Origin of the sequence: Kitasatospora humi (assembly GCF_020907985.1) — a bacterium.
Classification (GTDB): domain Bacteria; phylum Actinomycetota; class Actinomycetes; order Streptomycetales; family Streptomycetaceae; genus Kitasatospora; species Kitasatospora humi.
Genome location: NZ_JAJJPA010000006.1, coordinates 193,348 through 211,302 on the forward strand (window position 1 = coordinate 193,348; position 17,955 = coordinate 211,302).

Genomic DNA, 17,955 nt, shown 5'->3' on the forward strand with positions numbered 1-17,955 from the left:
CGGGAAGCCCTGGTGACGGTTCACCGCCCGAGGACCCGCCGCAACCACCGGGTGCGGGCCTCGCGGGCGTCCCGGCTGAGGGCCGCCCGCGGGGCGAGGGTGTCGAAGCCGTGGAACGCGCCGGGCCAGACGTGCAGTTCGGCGTCGCCACCGGCACGCCAGATCGCGTCGGCGTAGGCCACGACCTCGTCGCGGAAGGTCTCGGCCGAGCCGACCTCCAGGTAGGCCGGGGGCAGCGCGGCCAGCTCGGTGGCGCGCGCCGGGGCCGCGTAGGGCGACAGGTCGGCGGTGCCGTACCGGTCACCCAGCAGGGCCTGCCAGGCAACGGCGTTGGAGGCCCGGTCCCACGGGTCGTGGCCGGCCATCTGATGGCTGGAGAAGGTGGCGCCGCGGTCGTCGAGCATGGGGCTCAGCAGCAGCTGGCCGATCGGCGCCGGCCCGCCCCGGTCGCGGGTCAGTAGGGCCAGTGCGGCAGCCAGTCCCCCACCGGCGCTCTTGCCGCCGAGGACGACGCGGTCCGCGTCCAGGCCGAGTTCGGCCGCGTGCCCGGCCGCCCAGACCAGCCCGGCGTAGCAGTGCTCCAGCGGCTCGAGGTACTGCGCCTTCGGGGCCAGCGGGTACTCCACGGAGACGACGGCGAGTCGCAGGGGGAGCGCCCAATCGCGCAGCAGTCGCGGCAGCACGGACCACGCGTTGCCCATGACCATCCCGCCGCCGTGCAGGTAGTACAGCAGCGGCAGCGGCCCGGTGACCCCGGCGGGCCGTGCGGCCACCAGGCCGACCTCGCGCCCGTTCACCGCCGGCGCACGCAGCTCGGCCACCTCGAACCGGCCGCCGTCCCGGAGTTCGCCGATCGCCGGCCGGGGCCGGGCCGCGGCGTCCCGCTCCTGCCGGGCCGCCAGGCCGGCCAGGGTGAGCGGCTCCCGGCGGCCGACGGCGGCCAGTACGGCGGTCAACTCCGGGTCGAAGGGCGGCGCCTGAGCCGTGCCGTCAGGCCGCACCGGTACTTCCTCACTGCGCATGGTCGACCAATTCGGCTATCCGGGAGAGAAGTTCACGCGCCTGCTGGACTTCCGGCGCGTTCAGTCGCTTGAAGGCGGCGAGGGCGCTTTCGAGGTCCGGACGGGCCGCCTCGTACTGCCCGGTGGCGGACAGGCACCGGGCGATGCCGAAGAGCGCACCGGCCTCGGCGTGCGGGTCGCCGCTGGCCCTGGCGACCTCCAGCGCCTCCCGGAAGACCTCCAGGGCCTCGTCGTACAACTGGACGGTCTCGTGGAATTCAGCGATGTTGTGCAGCGCCGGCCCCAGCCCGAACTGGTCCCCGGCCTCGCGGTGCAGCGCCAACTTCCGCCGCAGGTAGTCGAGGGCCTCCAGCGGTCGCTTCAACTCCCACAGGCAGATGGCGACTCCGTTCAACGCCGCGCCTTCCCGCTTGCGGTCACCGGCACGGACTGCCGCCTCGAGGGCCCGGAGGGACCCGTCGAGGCCGGCCTCCAACTCATGTGCGTCGACGGGGCCGGACAGGTCGCCCAAGCCCTCCGTCCCGCCGCCCACCTCGCCGAGCTCGCGCCGCATCTCCAGGGCTCGGGTCAACTGCGGGGCCGCCAGCTCCGGTTCGCCCAGCGCGGCCAGGGACATCGCCAGATTGCCCCGCACCCACGCCTCGACGGCCAGGTGGTGCGTCGCGGCGGCTGCCTCCAACCCCAGTTCGTTGACCCGCAGGCTCTCCTGCCAATGGCAGCGCAGGAACAGGTACATGGACATCGACGTCGCCAACTGCCAGGCGAGGTCGCTCCCGGGCATCCCTGCGGCCCGCTCGGCGGCGGCCAGCAGGTTCGCGTACTCCTGGTCGCACCAGGCCATCGCCTCGGCGCTGCCGTCGAACTCGGCAGGGGCGGCCGTCATCGGGGCGAGCCGCAGCGGCAGCGCGTAACGCGCCGGGGTGATCCGCCGGGTGGCGGCGTCGACGGACGCCAGGTACCAGCCCAGGACCCGTTCCGTGGCGGCGCGTTCCTCGTCCGGGTCCTGCCGGGCGCGGCCGGCGGCGTAGGCGCGGAGCAGGTCGTGCAGGGCGTAGCGGCCGGGAGTGCGCTGCTGGACCAGGTGCTCGTCCTGCAACTGCTCCAGCAGCAACTCGGTCTCGGCCTCGCCCAGTCCGGCCAGCGCGGCGGCCGCGGGCGGGGTGAAGTCCTGCCCCGGATGCAGTGCCAGCAGCCGGAACAGCCGCTGCGTCCGGGGGGCCAGCCCCTCGTAGGACAGGTCGAAGACGTCCTGGAGTGACCGCTCCGACGTGCTGACCGCGTCCACGCCGTGCTTGCGCAGCCGGCCCAGCAGGTGGGCCAGGCTCCAGGAGGGCCGGGAACGCAGCCGGCCCGCGGCCAGCGCGACCGCCAACGGCAGGTGGCCGCAGGTCTCGACGATCGCCGCGGCCGCCTCCGGCTCGGCCGCCACCCGCTCCTCGCCGACGATCCGGGTGAGCAGCGCGACCGCTTCCCCGGGGGCGAACACGTCCAGCTGGGTCACGACCGCGTCGTCGAGCTCGATCAGGCTGCGCCGGCTGGTGATCAGCACCAGGCAGGACGAGGAGGACGGGATCAAGGGCCGCACCTGCTGCTCGTTGGCGGCGTTGTCCAGGATGATCAGCGCGCTGCTGCCGTTGATCCGGTCGCGGAACATGGCCGCGCGTTCGTCCGGATCGTCCGGTATCTGCTGGGCCGACACCTCCAGGTGCCGCAGGAAGGTCTCCAGGACCGCGGCCGGATCGACGGGCGGCGACTCCGGGTCGAAACCCCGCAGGTTCACGTACAGCTGCAGGTCCTGGTACCGGCCGTCCCGCACCAGCCGGTGGGCGGCGTGGAGGGCCAGCTGGGTCTTGCCGACCCCGGCCATGCCCTCGATCGCCGAGATCACCACGGTCGGCGCCCCGCCGGCCCCGCCGGGCCGCGCAACCGCCGCGAGCAGCGCGTCGAGCTCCTTGTCGCGGCCCGTGAAGGTGGCGAGGTCGGTGGGGAGTTGCCGCAGGACCCCGGTCGGGCCGCCGGACTTGGCCTGGGCGTGCACCCGGATGCACGCATTCCGCCAGCGGTCCACCTCGTCCTCGTCCAGCCCCAGCGCCCGGACGATCCCCACGACCAGGTCCAAGTCCAGCCGCCGGCGGGCGACTTTGAAGGCGTCGACGACGGTGGAAGACGACACCGTGCGCGGCGGGCGCAGCAGCGGCCCGACCCGCCTGGCCAGCACCCGGTAGGAGGGCTGACCTGCCCAGATCCGCAACTCTCCCAGCAGACTGATGAATTCGGCGAGATCCGCGGCCTTCGCCGGATCCGGCCCGCCGCCGCGTTGTGGCGCTGGCACTTCCCCCGTCACCTCCACGCCGCTGCCTGTTGGTTCGCCTGGAGTCTATGGCGCGTGTGGATGTGTGTGGAGTACGTGACCGCACGGAATGCGGTCGGACATCCTGGATCCATCCGACTCGCCTGGAGGGAAAGGGAAGGAGTCATGTTGAAGCGGTTCGTGGCCCGCAGGGGCCGCTAGTCCCCGAGTGCCCCGACCGCACGCAGTTCGGCCACCCGCTCCTTGGAGTACCCCAGCCTGCGCAGCACCGAGTCGGTGTGCTCGCCCAGGGCCGGCACCGGGCCCATCGGGAGTTCCACACCGGCGAAGGTGAACGGCGGGAGCAGAGCGCGCACGTCGCCCACGGGGGTGGCGACGGTGCGCCAGCGGGAGCGGGCGGCAAGCTGCGGATGGTGCAGGAGGTCGCCGACCTCGTTCAGGCGGGCGGAGGCGATGGCGAGCGGGTCGAGGCGTTCGACCACCTCGTCCGCCGTCATCGTCGCGGTCCGCCCGCCCACCAGGGCGTCGACCAGTCGACGGCGGCGCACCCGGGCCACGTTGGTCGACCACTCGGGATCGTCGGCGAGGTCCGCGCGCTCCAGGAAGCCGGCGGCGAAACGGGCCCACTCGCGGTCGTTCTGGATGCCGATCAGCACCTCCCGGCCGTCGGCGGTCGGATAGGCGTCGTAGGGGGCGATGGCCGGGTGCGAGAGGCCCGCGCGGCCCGGTGAGCGGCCGGTGCCCTGGGTGTGGTGCAGTTGGTGGCCCAGCCACTCGGCGGTCGCCTCGAACATCGAGACCTCGATCGCGCTGCCCTGCCCGGTGGACGCGCGGCCGACCAGCGCGCCCAGCGTCGCCGTCAGCGCGTACATCCCGGCGGCGATGTCCGAGCTCGGCACGCCGGTCTTGGCCGGCCGCTCCGGCGGCCCGGTCACCGAGGCGAGGCCCGACTCCGCCTGGATCAGCATGTCGTAGGCGCGCTTGTCCCGGTACGGGCCGCCGGAGCCGTAGCCGGACAGGTCGACGGTGGTCAACCGGGGGTGCCGGGCGCGCAGTTCGCCGGAACCGAAGCCCAGGCGCGCGGCGGCGCCGGGCGCGAGGTTCTGCACGAAGACGTCGGCGGTCGCCACCAGGTCGGCCAGCACGGCGCGGCCGTCCGGGGACTTGAGGTCGAGGGTGAGCGATTCCTTGCCGCGGTTGAGCCAGACGAAGTGGCTGGCCATCCCGTGCACACTGCGGTCGTAGCCACGGGCGAAGTCACCGCCGTCGGGCCGCTCGACCTTCACCACCGCGGCCCCCAGGTCGGCCAGGTGCCTGGTCGCCAGCGGCGCGGCCACCGCCTGCTCCACCGCGATCACCGTGACACCCGCCAGTGGCAGCGACAACCCCGTCTCCCTCCGTCGTGGTCGTGGTCGTGGTCGAGATCGTGGGTCGTGGCCGTGGTCGAGATCGTGGGTCGTGGGCGTGGATCGTGGTCGTGGATCGTGCGGAGGCCTACCCAGGGGCGAGCGGGTTCACTCGGCTCGGCCCCACGAGCGGGCAGGGTCAGCCGGCGTCGTCCCAGTGGCGGGAGGGGAGTTGGACGACGAGGAGGGCGATCCCCGCCAGGGTGATGTTGCGGCCCGCCGCGTCCAGGCCGTTCCACGCCTTGGACTGCCACATCGCGAACCACTCGCCGCCGATCGCGATGAACCCGGCCCCGAAGAGCAGCAGCATCATCACCAGCCCCAGGGTGGCCGCTCGCCGTGCCCTCGCATAGCCGCCCCGGCGGCGCAGGGCCGGGATCCAGTGGACCGTGGCGACGGTGAGGACGAGGGCGGTGGCCGCCTCCCAGACGATGATCGCGACATAGGCGGTGTCCTGGAGCGCTGGCGAGGTGATGGCCCGCCACATCAGGTGCCGGTCGCGGAAGGTGGTGTCCATCGCGAGGACGTGGTGGACGAACTGCTGGTTGGTCCCGAAGTCGGTGATGTTCCCGAAGACGACGAGGAGCAGGTAGAGCGCGACCGTCGCGGTCAGCACGGCGGCCGCGACCGGGAGGGTGCCGAGGGCGAGGAGCCGGCTGGGACGGGTGGGGGTCGCTGCTGCGGGGGCTGGCATGCACCCAGGGTAGTCACTCGTACGGCGCATGGTGACGGAACGCCGGAACTGCCGATCGGGCCCCGGCAGCCTCCGCTCCCGGTGGTCACCCCGGCGGCGCGGGTGGGCCGTTCGCATGATGCTTCCCCGCATCGCTGGGCCGTCGCCGTCGGCCCGCCCGATGGCCGGGGATGCTTTGGTGATGGCACGTCATGGGCGCGGGCACCGTCGCGTCCTCCGCTCGGACCGGTGACGAGGAGGCGATTCGCTTGGCGGCCGACGGCGCTGCCCCTGCGCCCGGGGTGGCGGCTCCCGACCCCTTCGCCACGGTCCGGACCGCCGGCTACCTGAAGCTGCTGGTCCTGGCAGCCGTCCTCGGGGTGCCGATCTCCGCCGGGGCCTACGGCTTCCTGGCCCTGGTGTCCAAGCTCCAGTCGCTCACCTACACCGATCTGCCCAAGGGGCTGGGCTTCCACGGCACGCCACCCTGGTGGCCGCTGCCGCTGCTCGGCGTGGCCGGCCTGCTGGTCGCCGCGACCATCCGGTACCTCCCAGGGATCGGTGGTCACCGGCCGGCCGAGGGCCTGAAGACGTCCGGCTCGCCCGCGGCGATCGAGCTACCGGGCGTGTTCCTCGCAGCGCTGGCCACCCTGGCCCTCGGCGCGGTCCTCGGCCCGGAGGCGCCGCTGATCGCGCTCAGCAGCGGGCTGTCCGTGCTGATCGTCAAGTTGGTGCAGCCGAACACCCCCGCACAGGCCCTGGCCGTCGTCGGCGGCGCCGGAAGCTTCGCGGCCGTCAGCACCCTGCTGGGGTCGCCGCTGATCGGCGCCTTCCTGCTGATGGAGGCTTCCGGGCTGGGCGGTGCGATGCTGGGCGTCGCCCTGGCGCCCGGCCTGCTCGCCGCCGGCATCGGCTCGCTGATCTTCATCGGCCTCAACGACTGGACGGGCCTGGGCACCTACTCCCTGGCGCTGCCGAGCGTGCCGCACGCGGATCGGCCGGACTTCGCCGAGTTCGGCTGGGCGCTCGTCATCGCGGTGGCGGCCGCCCTGCTCGGCGCCGGCATCCGCCGGCTGGCCCTCCTGCTGCAGGCACGGGTGGAGCGGCACCGGATGCCGGTGACCGTGGCGATGGGCCTGGCGGTCGCCGGGTTCGCCATCGCCTACGCCGAAGGCACCGGCAAGAGCGCGTCCGATGTGCTCTTCTCGGGCCAGAACGCCCTGGGTCCGCTGCTGGCGCACCACGCCGACTACTCGGCCGGTGCACTGACCCTGCTCGTCGCCTGCAAGGGCCTGGCGTACTCCGCCTCGCTGAGCGCCTTCCGGGGCGGCCCGATCTTCCCCGCGATGTTCGTGGGGGCGGCCGGCGGGATGGCGCTCTCCCACCTGCCCGGGTTGCCCATCACGGCCGCGTTCGCGATGGGCGTCGGCGCCCTGTCGGTCGCGATGCTGCGGCTCCCGATGACGTCGGTGCTCCTGGCGACGCTGCTGCTCGGCTCCAACGGACTCACCGTCATGCCGCTGGTGATCATCGCGGTGGTCGTCTGCTACGTGCTGACGCTCCGGCTGGCTCCGCACGTCGACGGCCGGCCCGCGCCGGCCGGCGGCGAGCCCGGGCCGGGCGCAGGCGGCGGGCCCGGTCCGGCTGTCGGCGAACCGGGGCCGGGCGCAGGCGGCGGGCCCGGGCCGGGCGGCGACGGCCGGCCCGCCCCGGTCGACCCCGGTCGGCCCGGAGCGCCGTGACGCGGTGACATGAAGCTGCGAGAGCGCTGGGGCGTGCGGCATGTGCACCGGTTCAGCGGGTCGGGCCGCGAGCGGTTCGCCGACTCGTGGGCCGGGGTGCTGTGGAGACGACTGCAGGCCATCGGGTTCATCAACCGGGGCATGCTGTTCGCCGCCACGCTGCTGCTGTGCTTCTTCCCGTTCATGCTCGTGGCGGACGCGCTGGCCGGCCGGTCGGCGGCGAGCGGACTGTCCCGGCGGCTCGGTCTCGACCGGCAGGCCGCCGCCGACGTCGGAGGCCTGTTCGCCTCCTCGACCGCCACGAGCAACGCCGTCAGCGGGGCGGCCTCGGTCTTCTTCGTCGTGGGCGGCATCGCCGCGCTGGCGGCGCTGCAGGAGCTCTACCAGCGGATCTTCGACCTCCCGGGCCGGGGAGTGCGCGACATGCCCCATCAACTGATGGCGCTGGCCGTCCTGGTGGCGGCCGGTGCACTGTCCGCCTGGGCCTCCCCGGCCGTGCGCCACGTCGGCGGGCCGGTGCTCCTCGCAGCCGCCGGCCTGGTCGTGGTCACGGCCTACTGGTGGCTCACGATGTGGCTCCTGCTGGCGGGCCGGATCCCGTGGCGGGACCTGTTCCCGTCCGCCTGCGCCACCGGCCTGTACTACCTGGGCGCGATGGTGGTGTTCTCGTTCGTCGCCTCCGCCATGATCACGTCGGACTCCAGGGAGTACGGCCCCATCGGGGTGGTCTTCTCCCTGATGTCCTGGCTGATCGCCATCGGAGTGGTGATCGTGCTGGGTGCGGTGACGGGCATCGTGTGGCGGGAGCAGGGCCTGTCGGTCGCGGCGGCGTTCAGACGGTTCCGCCACCGGGGTTGAGGAGCCCGCTACGCCGCTTGCAGGGCGGCGAGTCGGCGGTCGGTCGCCTCGGCGGCCGCCGCCCGCAGCCGGACGTAGAAGGCATCGGCCTGGTCGATGCGCCACAGGTGCAGGTAGACGAGCATCTGGTTGAGGACGGTGTCGTACTCGACGAGCGTTCCGGAGTTCACGCCGGCTGCCGCGTCCCACTCCCGCAGCCGGGTCTCCTCGTCCTCGCTGATCCTGCCGCGTGCGCGGAAGGTGGCGGCGTAGCGGGCGAGCTTGCCCGCCTCCTTGCCGTAGTTGAGCTTCTCCTCCAGCAGGGTGCGCTGGTCGGGGTGGAAGGTGTCGTCCGCCCGGAGCAGCGCCAGCAGCGCGTCCATGGTCTGCGCGCGCTCCCGGGCGAGCTGTGCGATCTCGTCCCCGGGGGTGTCGATGGGCGCGAGGGCCATGACCGAGCTGCTGTTGAATGCCTGGTGGGCGGCCACGTGCGTCAGCTCGTGGGCGATGTGCCCGAGCATGAACGGCGTACCGCCCCGGGCCTGGGTGTCGACGTTGAAGGTGTACTCCGTGTCGGCCAGGTCGTCCGGTGCCGGGTGATTCACGGACGTCCCGATCGTCCCGGCCGGGTACCGCATGGTGGTCACCCTGTCGGCCACTCCGACCACCTCCTGGATCACCGTGCGGGTCTCGTCGGGGAGGTCGTCGTCGTCGAGCAGGCCGCCGAGTTCGCCGATGTAGTGGAGCATCATCTGGTGGAACTGCGCCGGGTCGAGCCCCTGCGACTCCCGCTGTGCGTCCTGGGGCAGATTGCGCAGGTTGAACGCCTCCGCGGCGAACTCGTGTTGCCGGACCAGCTCCAGGCCGGCGTCGATCTGCGCGAGTACGTCGCGGAAGCGCTGCTCGCCCTCCGACAGGATCGGGGCCTTCGGACCCAGCACCAAGGTGCCGCGCTCCACGTTCGCCTCCTGGCGCAGCCGCTCGACCCCGTCGCTGCGAGGCCCGTTCGGCTTGCGCGCCAGGTAGACCAGGCAGGCGTCCACGATGCCGCCCAGGGCGGCGATCTGTTCCTCGGGCGACGGGTCCCGCAGGGCGTGGAACGCGCGCAGTGCCTTGTCGACCGCGGTGATCGCCGAGCGCGACCGCAGCCCGGAGCCGCTGGTCTGCTCCTTGAACTTCTCCTCGTCCATCACCCGGGCCACGGGAACGGAGGTGGCGGGGGCGCCGGTGGCCTTCATCAGCTGCACCACGGCGGCGTTGCCGGCGCTGCGTTGCAGCGCCAGGAGGTCGCGCGGCGCGCCCGGGCGGATCGCGGGCGCGGGGGTGGTGGCGGCGGTGCGTGGCTCGGGGGCGCCGGCCTGCTTGCGCGGCTCACGAGCGTACATGGCGAGTGGGCTGCCTCTCGTCGCGGTGACGATCGGCAGCCTACGGGCGGGGCGGGGCGGACGGGGATGGACGTTGGGGCAGCGCGGGGGCGGGGCTGCTGCCCTCGGGCATGCCCGAAGGCCGGTCGGGCCGGCAGGGATCCTGCCGGCCCGCAGGCCGGGTGGCCGCGTCAGTGGCTCCCGGGGAGCCGCAGGGACGTCGGCACCCGGCGGTTGCCGGCCCCAGTCGTCTCCGTTGTTGCCTAAGATCCGCCCGACGCCGTGCGCCGGCCGACGGCGGAGCGGGGTGTGGGTCAGGCCATCACCTCGGCGGTCGAGCCCGCCTGGGCCCGCCCCTGCACGACGCGGCGGCGGCGGGTCGGCATCCCGAGCGTCGGGTTGGCGATGCTCCAGGCCGCGCCCTTGCAGACCAGCTCCTTGTAGACGGCGGCCATCCGCCCGGTCAGGGCCGCCCGGACGGCGCGGTCGTCGGCGGTGACGTACTGGATCACGCCTTCCTTGCGGCCCAGCGAGATGCACTGGTTGAAGTAGCGGATCGGCACCTTCGGGGGCTTCACGCCGGTCAGGCGTGCCGCGATGGCGTCGGCGGCCTGCCAGGCGGTGGGGATGCCCGAGGCGCACGACATCCGCAGCGGCTTGTCGGCGGGGCCGGTCACCATGGCCGCGTCGCCGACGGCGTACACGTCCGGGTGGGAGACCGAGCGCATGGTCGCGTCGACGACGATCTGGCCGGTGTCCGTGACGTCGAGAGCGGTGGCGCTCGCGATCGGGTGGACCGCGAAGCCGGTGGCCCACACGGTGACCGCGGCGGGCAGGGCCGCGCCGTCGGCGGTGGTGACGCGGTCCGCTTCGACGCCGGTGACGGCGGTGTGCTCGTGCACGGTGATGCCGAGCCCGTCGAAGACCTTGCGCAGGTGCCGCCGGCCCTTGGGACCGAGCCAGTCGCCGAGGCCGCCACGGGCGGCGAGGGCGACGTCGAGGTCCGGACGGGCCTCGGCGATCTCGGTCGCGGCCTCCACGCCGGTGAGGCCACCGCCCACGACGACCACGGGCTGTCCGGCGTCAAGGCGGGCCAGGCGCTCGCGCAACCGGAGCGCCCCGGGGCGACCGGCGATCTCGTGGGCGTGCTCGGCGGTGCCGGGGACGCCCTGGCTGTTCCAGCCGCTGCCGAGGGCGTACACGAGGGTGTCGTACTCCAACTCCCCGGTGCCGTGCACGTCGACGACGGCGACCGTCCTGCGGTCGACATCGACGCCGGTGACGTTCGCGAGCCTGAGTTCGACACCGGTGCCCGCGAACACCTCGCTGAACGGCCGGGCCTTGAGGTCCTGGCCGACCGCCAGCTGGTGCATCCGGACGCGCTCGACGAAGTCGGGCTCGGCGTTGACGAGGGTGATGGCCACGTCCGCGCGGTACAGCCGCTTGGCGAGGCGCCCGGCGGCGATCGCTCCGGCGTATCCGGCTCCGAGGACGATGACGCGGTGCTGCATTTCCCTGCTCCTGTCTCTCGCGTGTCTCTCGCGGGTTCGCCCCTTGAACCGGGCAGCCCGCCGATTCCTGACAGGAGAGTGGTGTGAAGCAGCTCACAGCCGGCGCAGAAGACTCAGAAGGCTCAGAAGGCGATGAGCAGGGGCTCCCCGTGATCGGAGGCCGCCCACTGCTGAGTCGCGCGGTGGAGCTTGTCGGGATTGACCTGGTTGCGGAACGCGGCGATGCCCTCGGCGGTGATCTCCAGGAACATGACGCCGACGACCCGGCCCTCGACGACCGCCACGACCACGGGCTCGCGGTTGACTGCCGTGACATGGACCTCGACGGAGCCGCCGAGCATGGCGGCCTTGGCCGGGCCGGGCGTGAAGAGGCCCCGCATGAACTTGGCGACGGCGAGAGCGCCCTCGACCGCCTTGGCACGGGCCGGGATCTTCCCGCCGCCGTCACCGATCGCGACGACGTCCGCCGTGAGCAGCCGCACGAGCGGCTCGGTCCGGCCGCTGGTGGCAGCCGCCAGGAACTCCTCGACCACCCGCCGGGCGGCGGCCGTGTCGATCTCGGTGCGGACCTTGCCGTCCGCGACGTGCTTCTTGGCGCGGTGGAAGAGCTGCTGGCTGGCGGCCTCGGTGATGTCGAGGATCTCGGCGATCTCCCGGTGCGGGTAGTCGAACGCCTCCCGGAGCACGTACACGGCCCGCTCGTTGGGCGAGAGGCGCTCCATGAGCGTGAGGACGGCGTACGAGACCGACTCGCGCTGCTCGACGGTGTCGGTCGGGCCGAGCATCGGGTCCCCGGCGAGCAGCGGCTCGGGCAGCCACTGGCCCACATAGGTCTCGCGTCGGGCGCGGGCCGAGGTGAGCTGGTTGAGGCACACGTTGGTGACGACCTTGGTCAGCCACGCCTCGGGGACCTCGATGTGCTGGACGTCAGCGGCCTGCCAGCGCAGGAAGGTCTCCTGCGCGGCGTCCTCCGCCTCGCTCGCGGACCCGAGGAGACGGTAGGCGATGGCCTCCAGGCGGGGCCTGAAGGCCTCGAACCGCTCCACGTCGACCATGTTCAGCGCCATGGCCCCGATCGTAGAGGAGGCGGGTGCCCGTCGGTGCCATCGGCCACTGGCGGGGTTGCTCGGGCGGCGGTGGCGTCAGAGCAGGTGGTCCGCCTTGCCGGCCTTGATGTCCAGGATCAGGGTACGCAGGGCGGCGAGGGAGTCGGTGATGGCGTGCTGCTCCTGGCCGTTGACGGCGATGTAGGCGTTGCCGTCGGCATCGGTGCCGAGGCGGAAGCAGGAGTTACCCTCGCCGCAGAACGAATCTTCCCAAGTGATGTCCGGCATGTGGCGCGCCTCCGTCGGGACTTGCCGGGACTGCACGAGCGCGGCAGCCTTGGCTGCTGGGGCCTACAGCAGATGGTCCGCCTTGCCCGTCTTGATGTCCAGGATCAGGGTGCGCAGGGCGGCGAGGGAGTCCGAGATGGCATGCTGCTCCTGGCCGTTGACGGCGATGTAGGCGTTGCCGTCGGCATCGGTGCCGAGGCGGAAGCAGGAGTTGCCCTCGGCACAGAAAGGGGCTTCCCAAGTGATGTCGGGCATTTCGGTGTGCCTCCCGTTGGGACGTGCCGGGACTGCACGTTGCGGCAGCCCCGGCTGCTGGGGCCTACAGCAGATGGTCCGCCTTGCCCGCCTTGATGTCCAGGATCAGGGTGCGCAGGGCGGCGAGGGAGTCCGAGATGGCGTGCTGCTCCTGGCCGTTGACGGCGATGTAGGCATTGCCATCGGGGTCAGTGCCGAGGCGGAAGCAGTTGTTGCCCTCGGCACAGGAAGGGTCTTCCCAAGCGATGTCGGGCATTCGGTGCGCCTCCCGTTGGGACGAGCCGGGACTGCACGAGCACGACAGCCCCGGCTGCTGGGGCCTACAGCAGATGGTCCGCCTTGCCCGCCTTGATGTCCAGGATCAGGGTCCGCAGGGCGGCCAGGGAGTCCGAGATGGCGTGCTGCTCCTGGCCGTTGACGGCGATGTAGGCATTGCCATCGGCATCGGTGCCGAGGCGGAAGCAGTTGCCAGAGTCCTGGCAGAACGGGGGTTCCCAAGTGATGTCAGCCATTGGTGTCTCCTATAGCTCGCGTGCGATGCTGTGGATCAGGCTACGGCTCTCTTCAGTCGACAAAGCAACCCGCTGCATCTGATCCAACTGGAGCGCAAACTTTCGCAGTTGCGCGTCCACGTGCAGGAACTCGGCAACCATCGTGCGATCCAGCTGTACGACGTCCAGGCTCGGCACATCGGCCGCGGCATAGAGAATGGTCTGCCCGGAGCCAGGGAAGGCTCCGGCTGAGAACGGGATGACCTGCACTGTGACACCATCCCGCTCTGCCATCTCCAGGATGCTCTGCAACTGTTGCCTCAGAGCCTTCCGGCCTCCAACCTCGATGCGCAGTGCCGCCTCATGAATTATGGCCGCATACGACGGCGGGTCGGCCCGATCGAGCACCTGTCGACGTTGAACGCGGTGCGCCACCCGAGCATCGAACTCATCTGATGGAAGCTCTGGAATCGCCGCCGCGAACAGGGCGCGTGCGTACGCCTCTGTCTGAAAGGGCCCGGGGATATGAGTCATAGTGCTCATCCGGAGCCCCTTCGCGAACCATTCAAGTTCCGCGATGTCCAGAAAAGTTGGCGGCAGGATCCCCCGGTACTCCTCCCACCACCCGACCGTGCGCTCGCCGGCCATCCGCACAAGCGCCTCGACCAACGCCGAGTCCGTGCAGTCGTAGTTGCACGCCAACCGTCGCACCCGCTCGGGACTGATCCCGTGACGTCCCGCCTCGGTGTTCGTGATCACGGTCCGATTCGTGGCCAGCACGGCGGCCGCCTGCTCCGTGGACATCCCGGCAGCCTCACGCAGCTTGCGAAGCTCGACGCCGAGGCGTTGCTGACGGGCCGTCGGGTTACTCCTGGGTGGCATGTGTCCCCTCTCCGCGCATGACGCCCAGTGTGCCCCGATTCCGGATCGCTGGTCCATCTCAGCAGATCCCGTGGAACATGTTTCCCCGATGCTCTACCTTGAGTGTTGCAGGAGTCACATACGGCTACCCCCGGAAGTGCACCGCGCGAGCATGCCCGCCTTCCCTGGGACCGGTATGCCCGCGCCCAGGGAGGCAGGCCACCGGCAGGCCGCCGCAATCAACAGCACAATCACCCCCGCGCCCTGACTTGGAGTCAGCCATGCCCGGAACCCAGCTCACCACGCTCACCGCCACCTCCGCCACCTCCACCCCCTCCCCCGCCGCCCACCTCCTCCCCGCCCTGCCCCGGCACTGGCGCTTCCCGGCCGAGCCCGCGTCCGTCCCGCGCGCCCGGCGTGCGCTCTCGGACGCGCTCCCCGACCACTGCCCCGCGCAACTCGCCTACGAGCTGCGCCTGCTCGCCACCGAACTCGTCACCAACGCCGTCCGCCACGGCGCCGACCCCGACGAGGACGAACTGATCGAACTCTCCTTCTGGATCGCCGACGGCCACTACTGGCTCGCCGTCTCCGACCCCTCCCCCACCAGGCCCGTCCTCAAGCGCCCCGCCCCGGACACCGAGACCGGGCGCGGCCTGCTCCTCGTCGAGTCGCTCAGCGACGCCTGGGGCGTCAAGTCCCGCCCCACCCGCGGCAAGTCCGTCATCGCCGGCATCCGCCTCGCCACCCCCTGACGCCGCCCACCACCTCCACCACCGACCCCGCCCCGCTCCCCTGCCGGAGCGTCCGCTCCGGGTGTCCGGGGCCATGCCTGGCAGGGGTTGACCACGGTTCCGTTGACCACGATGCCGTTGATCACGTGATCACGATGCCATGGGCAGGTCGCCGAGGCCGCCCGTGAGCTCGCCGGTCGACGGCCCGGCGCCCCCTCGGTCGTGACCGCGGGCGCGCTCGTCGTCCGGGCGATTCGGTCCGGCCGTCCGGACGACCGGGCGGGGTGTCGAGCACCGTACCGACGTTCCGGTCCGCCCATAGTGCGATATGACACGAACCCGCATTGCTCTGCTCTGCGCCACCTCGCTGATCGCCCCCGCCCTCCAGACCTCGGCGGCCACCGCCGCCACGGTCGCCGACCTCCGCGACGCACACCGATGCGTCAGCTCGCCCCACCCCGCTCACGGGCCCGGTCGGCAGGTACTCGACATCGCAGAAAGGGTGAAGCACGACCAGGACCTGAACTCCGTGATCCTCCGTGTCACCAAGGACGGCCGGGAAGTTGTCACCGCCGCGCTCGGCGAGTCCATGACCAGCGTCCCCGCCGAGCCGGACATGCACTTCCGGGCCGGCTCGGTCGCCATCGCCTACATGGGCACCGTCCTGCTCCAGCTGGCCGATGAGCACCGGATCAGCCTGGACGACACGATCGACCACTGGCTGCCGGAGGTGCCGCACGCCCACCGGATCACCCTGCGGATGCTCGGCAGTTCCACCTCGGGCCTGCGGGACTACGTCACCGACCCCGACTTCGTGGCCGAGCTGGAGGCCCACCCGTTCAAGCACTGGACGCCGGAGGAGGTGGTCGGCATCTCCACCAGCCACCCGCTGCTGTACCGGCCCGGCACCAACTGGAGCTACTCGCACGCCAACTTCCAGTTGCTCGGCGCCGCGCTGGAACGGATCACCGACACGCCGCTCGACCAGTTGCTGAAGGAGCGCGTGATGGGCCCGCTCGGGCTGCACGGCACCCGCAACAGCTACACCCCGCAGATCCCCTCCCCGGTGCTGCACGCCTTCACCTCGGAGCGCGGCACCTACGAGGAGTCCACCTTCTGGAACCCGTCCTGGACCACCGCGCCCGGTGCCGTGATCACCACCCAGATCTGCGACCTGGCGCGCTCGGCGGAGGCGATCGGCTCCGGCGAACTGCTCTCCCACCACGGCTACCGGGAGCTGCTCGACCCGGGGACGGTGGGGCTCGGCACGCCCACCCCGGACTGCCCCGCAAGCGTCTGCCTGCCCCAGACCGAGGAGACCCACTACGGGACGGGCGTGCTGGTACTGAACCACTGGGTGGCGCAGAACCCGTCGTTCTCCGGCTACGCCGCCGTCCAGGCGTACCTGCCGGAGGAGCACCTGGCCATCGCGGTCTCCACCACGGAGGGCCCGCACACCACCGAGGTCAACCCCGCCCAGACGGTCGCGGAGGAGATCTCAGCCGCGCTCGCCCCCGATCACCCGCTGAGCTTCGGCTGAGCTCGTCAACGACCTGTCACGACGCCGCCCGCCGCTGAGCGCCCCCGGGCGCCCGGCGGCGAAAGCGGTGGCGTCGTGCGCACAGCGCGTAGTCCTGTCAGCGGTCCTGGAGGCTTCGATGCAGTGGCGATGCGCGGCCCTCGGCCGTGGCGTTGGCTCAGAGTGCCACGGTCGCGGTCTTGATGACGCATTTGCGTCCATCGGCGACTGACCGCACGCCGGACACGCCGGGCACCGCAGCCCAACTACCGCACGTGCTGCCGCCGTCCGCCTTCGCGAAGGTGACCGTCGTGTGGGAGAAGGAGAGCGGCCCGGCGAACGGTGCGCCGTCGTAGTTCTCTATGTAGAACATCACACGGTTCTGCGCCTGGCCCTGGAGACCGAAACTGAAGGAGGCGCGCTTCGCCCCGTCGGCGACGGTCTGGACCCACTGGCCACTGGCCGAGTCCAGTTTCATGTCGACCTCCAGCCTGTCGCCGGGTTTCACCAGCATTGCCGGACCGGAGAAACAGCCCTCGTACCCGGGATCGCTCCCCAGCGTGTTGACGTACTGACCGGATATCCACCACGAGGAGTACGCGTCACTGTCAGCAGGCTTACCCGCCGCAGGCGCGCAGCTTGGCCCCCAGGTCAGGACCGGCTGTAGCACCCCCGTACCGATCGGCTCGAAGTTCACTCCGTCACTCACGGGTTCGAGTCCGGGCCAGAGAAACGTGGTGCCGACCTCGGACGGCTTCGGCGGGACCACGAAACCGGTCTTCAGCTCGACGATCTGGTTCGAAGCCGGCGCGTAGAGGTTCACCCGGCCTTGGTCGTGCACCGCTCCCGCAGTGCCGCGGAGCTGCCCGTCGCCGGGCTTGTCGGCGGCCTCAGCCGTGGCGCTGGAGAGCACCGACGTCGCGGCCAGCAAAGCTCCTGCACAGACGGCGACCAACGTCCTCGCACGCATCATTTCCACTCCGTCGGTGAATGGTGGCGTCAACTGATCCTGAGGCACGGGACGATGCGGCCGGGCAGGGCACCGGCCACAGCTGCGGCTGGGAGGCAGGTCAACCCGCTTCGCAGAGATGCCCGTTCACAGTTCTCCGTGTCAGGACAGGATGACAGCGGGCAGTTGATCCGCAAGCCCCTCACTCTGTCATAACAACGTGTTATGAACCGTCGCGGTGCCTTCCGGCCCCGGAGCCACGGCTGGGGCACCAGCGGCTCAAGGTGCCGCCGACACCGCTGTGACCAGGGTGCGGATCACACCAGCCCGGCTGCGATGGCGCCCACCATCGACCCGTGCTACGTCTTCCACTTCCTCAACGCCCATGACGCGCCTGACGGTTCGATCGTGCTTCATGTCATGCGCTACGAGGAGATGGCGCGGCGTGCCGCCGACGGGACCACGCCGTCGACGCACAGCGCCGTCCTGTGGAAGTGGACGATCGACCCGGCCACCGGCACGGTGCGCGAGGAGCAGATCGACGACAGGCCGGGCGAGTTCCCGCGCACCGATGACCGCCTGGTCGGCCTCGACTCGGCCCACGGACACATCACGAGCGGAACCTCGCTGGTGTGCTACGACCTCGCCACCGGCCGTACGACCAGCCACGACTTCGGTCCCGGACGTACACCGTCCAAGGCCGCGTTCGTCCCGGCCGACGGCACGCCCGGCGGTGCCGGCTGGCTCGTGACCTATGTGCACGACGCCGCGACCGACCGCAGCGACCTGGTCCTCCTCGCCGCCGCAGACCCCTCCGCCCCGCCGGTCGCCACCATCCACCTGCCCGCTCGCGTGCCCTTCGGCTTCCATGGCAACTGGATCGCCGACCGGGACGAGTAGGGGGTCCGGTCGATCAGAAGCCGGCGAGTGGGCCGTCGGCCGTCCC

At 71.7% G+C, this 17,955-nt stretch carries 18 protein-coding genes; 5 read left to right on the top strand and 13 right to left on the bottom strand.

The features are described from left to right. Positions 1-20: 20 nt before the first annotated feature. The 4 genes from LN042_RS09050 to LN042_RS09065 form a co-directional block, all read right to left on the bottom strand. Positions 21-1,022: an alpha/beta hydrolase gene (locus LN042_RS09050; protein ID WP_372495698.1), complete on the bottom strand. Its 1,002-nt coding sequence runs from the start codon at positions 1,020-1,022 to the stop codon at positions 21-23. Then, positions 1,012-3,354, bottom strand: coding sequence for an ATP-binding protein (locus LN042_RS09055; protein WP_230050237.1), 2,343 nt, complete (start codon positions 3,352-3,354; stop codon positions 1,012-1,014). The genes LN042_RS09050 and LN042_RS09055 overlap by 11 nt, the downstream gene beginning before the upstream one ends. Positions 3,355-3,530: 176 nt before the next feature. Next, a complete protein-coding gene (locus LN042_RS09060) occupies positions 3,531-4,718 on the bottom strand; it encodes a CaiB/BaiF CoA transferase family protein (protein ID WP_230050239.1) in 1,188 nt (395 codons plus the stop codon). A gap of 160 nt (positions 4,719-4,878) precedes the next feature. After that, entirely contained in the window at positions 4,879-5,433 is a 555-nt protein-coding gene (locus LN042_RS09065) for a DUF2165 domain-containing protein (protein WP_230050241.1), read from the bottom strand. Positions 5,434-5,624: 191 nt separating this feature from the next. Between LN042_RS09065 and LN042_RS09070 the strand changes: the two genes are divergently transcribed. Together LN042_RS09070 and LN042_RS09075 are read left to right on the top strand one after the other, a co-directional pair. Beyond that, positions 5,625-7,154, top strand: coding sequence for a chloride channel protein (locus tag LN042_RS09070; protein ID WP_372495699.1), 1,530 nt, complete (start codon positions 5,625-5,627; stop codon positions 7,152-7,154). Between the two features lie 9 nt (positions 7,155-7,163). Beyond that, a complete protein-coding gene (locus LN042_RS09075; protein WP_230050245.1) occupies positions 7,164-8,012 on the top strand; it encodes a YhjD/YihY/BrkB family envelope integrity protein in 849 nt (282 codons plus the stop codon). An 8-nt stretch (positions 8,013-8,020) separates the two neighbouring features. On the opposite strand, the gene LN042_RS09080 is transcribed toward LN042_RS09075, so the two are convergent. The 8 genes from LN042_RS09080 to LN042_RS09115 all read right to left on the bottom strand — a co-directional run bounded on the left by LN042_RS09080 (position 8,021) and on the right by LN042_RS09115 (position 13,828). Further along, the gene (locus tag LN042_RS09080; protein ID WP_230050247.1) at positions 8,021-9,376 is read right to left on the bottom strand and encodes a hypothetical protein; all 1,356 of its coding nucleotides are present in this window, start codon (positions 9,374-9,376) and stop codon (positions 8,021-8,023) included. 293 nt (positions 9,377-9,669) lie between these two features. Further along, positions 9,670-10,866 carry an NAD(P)/FAD-dependent oxidoreductase gene (locus LN042_RS09085; RefSeq protein WP_230050249.1) on the bottom strand — a complete coding sequence of 399 codons (1,197 nt, stop codon included), beginning with the start codon at positions 10,864-10,866 and terminating at the stop codon, positions 9,670-9,672. 122 nt (positions 10,867-10,988) lie between these two features. Further along, complete coding sequence (gene sigJ / locus LN042_RS09090) at positions 10,989-11,933, bottom strand: RNA polymerase sigma factor SigJ (protein WP_230050251.1); 945 nt, start codon at positions 11,931-11,933, stop codon at positions 10,989-10,991. A gap of 75 nt (positions 11,934-12,008) precedes the next feature. Continuing rightward, on the bottom strand, positions 12,009-12,200 hold the full coding sequence (locus LN042_RS09095; protein ID WP_230050253.1) for a hypothetical protein: 192 nt from the start codon (positions 12,198-12,200) through the stop codon (positions 12,009-12,011). 63 nt (positions 12,201-12,263) lie between these two features. Continuing rightward, positions 12,264-12,455, bottom strand: coding sequence for a hypothetical protein (locus tag LN042_RS09100; protein ID WP_230050255.1), 192 nt, complete (start codon positions 12,453-12,455; stop codon positions 12,264-12,266). A gap of 64 nt (positions 12,456-12,519) precedes the next feature. Beyond that, positions 12,520-12,711: a hypothetical protein gene (locus LN042_RS09105; RefSeq protein ID WP_230050257.1), complete on the bottom strand. Its 192-nt coding sequence runs from the start codon at positions 12,709-12,711 to the stop codon at positions 12,520-12,522. A gap of 64 nt (positions 12,712-12,775) precedes the next feature. Next, positions 12,776-12,967 (bottom strand): hypothetical protein, encoded by a 192-nt coding sequence (locus LN042_RS09110; RefSeq protein ID WP_230050259.1) that lies wholly within the window; start codon positions 12,965-12,967, stop codon positions 12,776-12,778. Between the two features lie 9 nt (positions 12,968-12,976). Then, positions 12,977-13,828: a helix-turn-helix domain-containing protein gene (locus tag LN042_RS09115; protein ID WP_230050260.1), complete on the bottom strand. Its 852-nt coding sequence runs from the start codon at positions 13,826-13,828 to the stop codon at positions 12,977-12,979. 260 nt (positions 13,829-14,088) lie between these two features. Between LN042_RS09115 and LN042_RS09120 the strand changes: the two genes are divergently transcribed. Together LN042_RS09120 and LN042_RS09125 are read left to right on the top strand one after the other, a co-directional pair. After that, positions 14,089-14,562, top strand: coding sequence for an ATP-binding protein (locus LN042_RS09120; RefSeq protein WP_230050261.1), 474 nt, complete (start codon positions 14,089-14,091; stop codon positions 14,560-14,562). Positions 14,563-14,869: 307 nt separating this feature from the next. Next, positions 14,870-16,081 carry a serine hydrolase domain-containing protein gene (locus LN042_RS09125; protein ID WP_230050263.1) on the top strand — a complete coding sequence of 404 codons (1,212 nt, stop codon included), beginning with the start codon at positions 14,870-14,872 and terminating at the stop codon, positions 16,079-16,081. A 157-nt stretch (positions 16,082-16,238) separates the two neighbouring features. On the opposite strand, the gene LN042_RS09130 is transcribed toward LN042_RS09125, so the two are convergent. Beyond that, positions 16,239-17,078, bottom strand: a complete 840-nt coding sequence (locus LN042_RS09130) for a cupredoxin domain-containing protein (RefSeq protein ID WP_230050265.1) — start codon at positions 17,076-17,078, stop codon at positions 16,239-16,241. A 267-nt stretch (positions 17,079-17,345) separates the two neighbouring features. On the opposite strand from LN042_RS09130, the gene LN042_RS09135 reads away from it, so the two are divergent. After that, positions 17,346-17,909 carry a carotenoid oxygenase family protein gene (locus LN042_RS09135; RefSeq protein ID WP_308191783.1) on the top strand — a complete coding sequence of 188 codons (564 nt, stop codon included), beginning with the start codon at positions 17,346-17,348 and terminating at the stop codon, positions 17,907-17,909. The last annotated feature ends 46 nt before the right edge of the window (positions 17,910-17,955 follow it).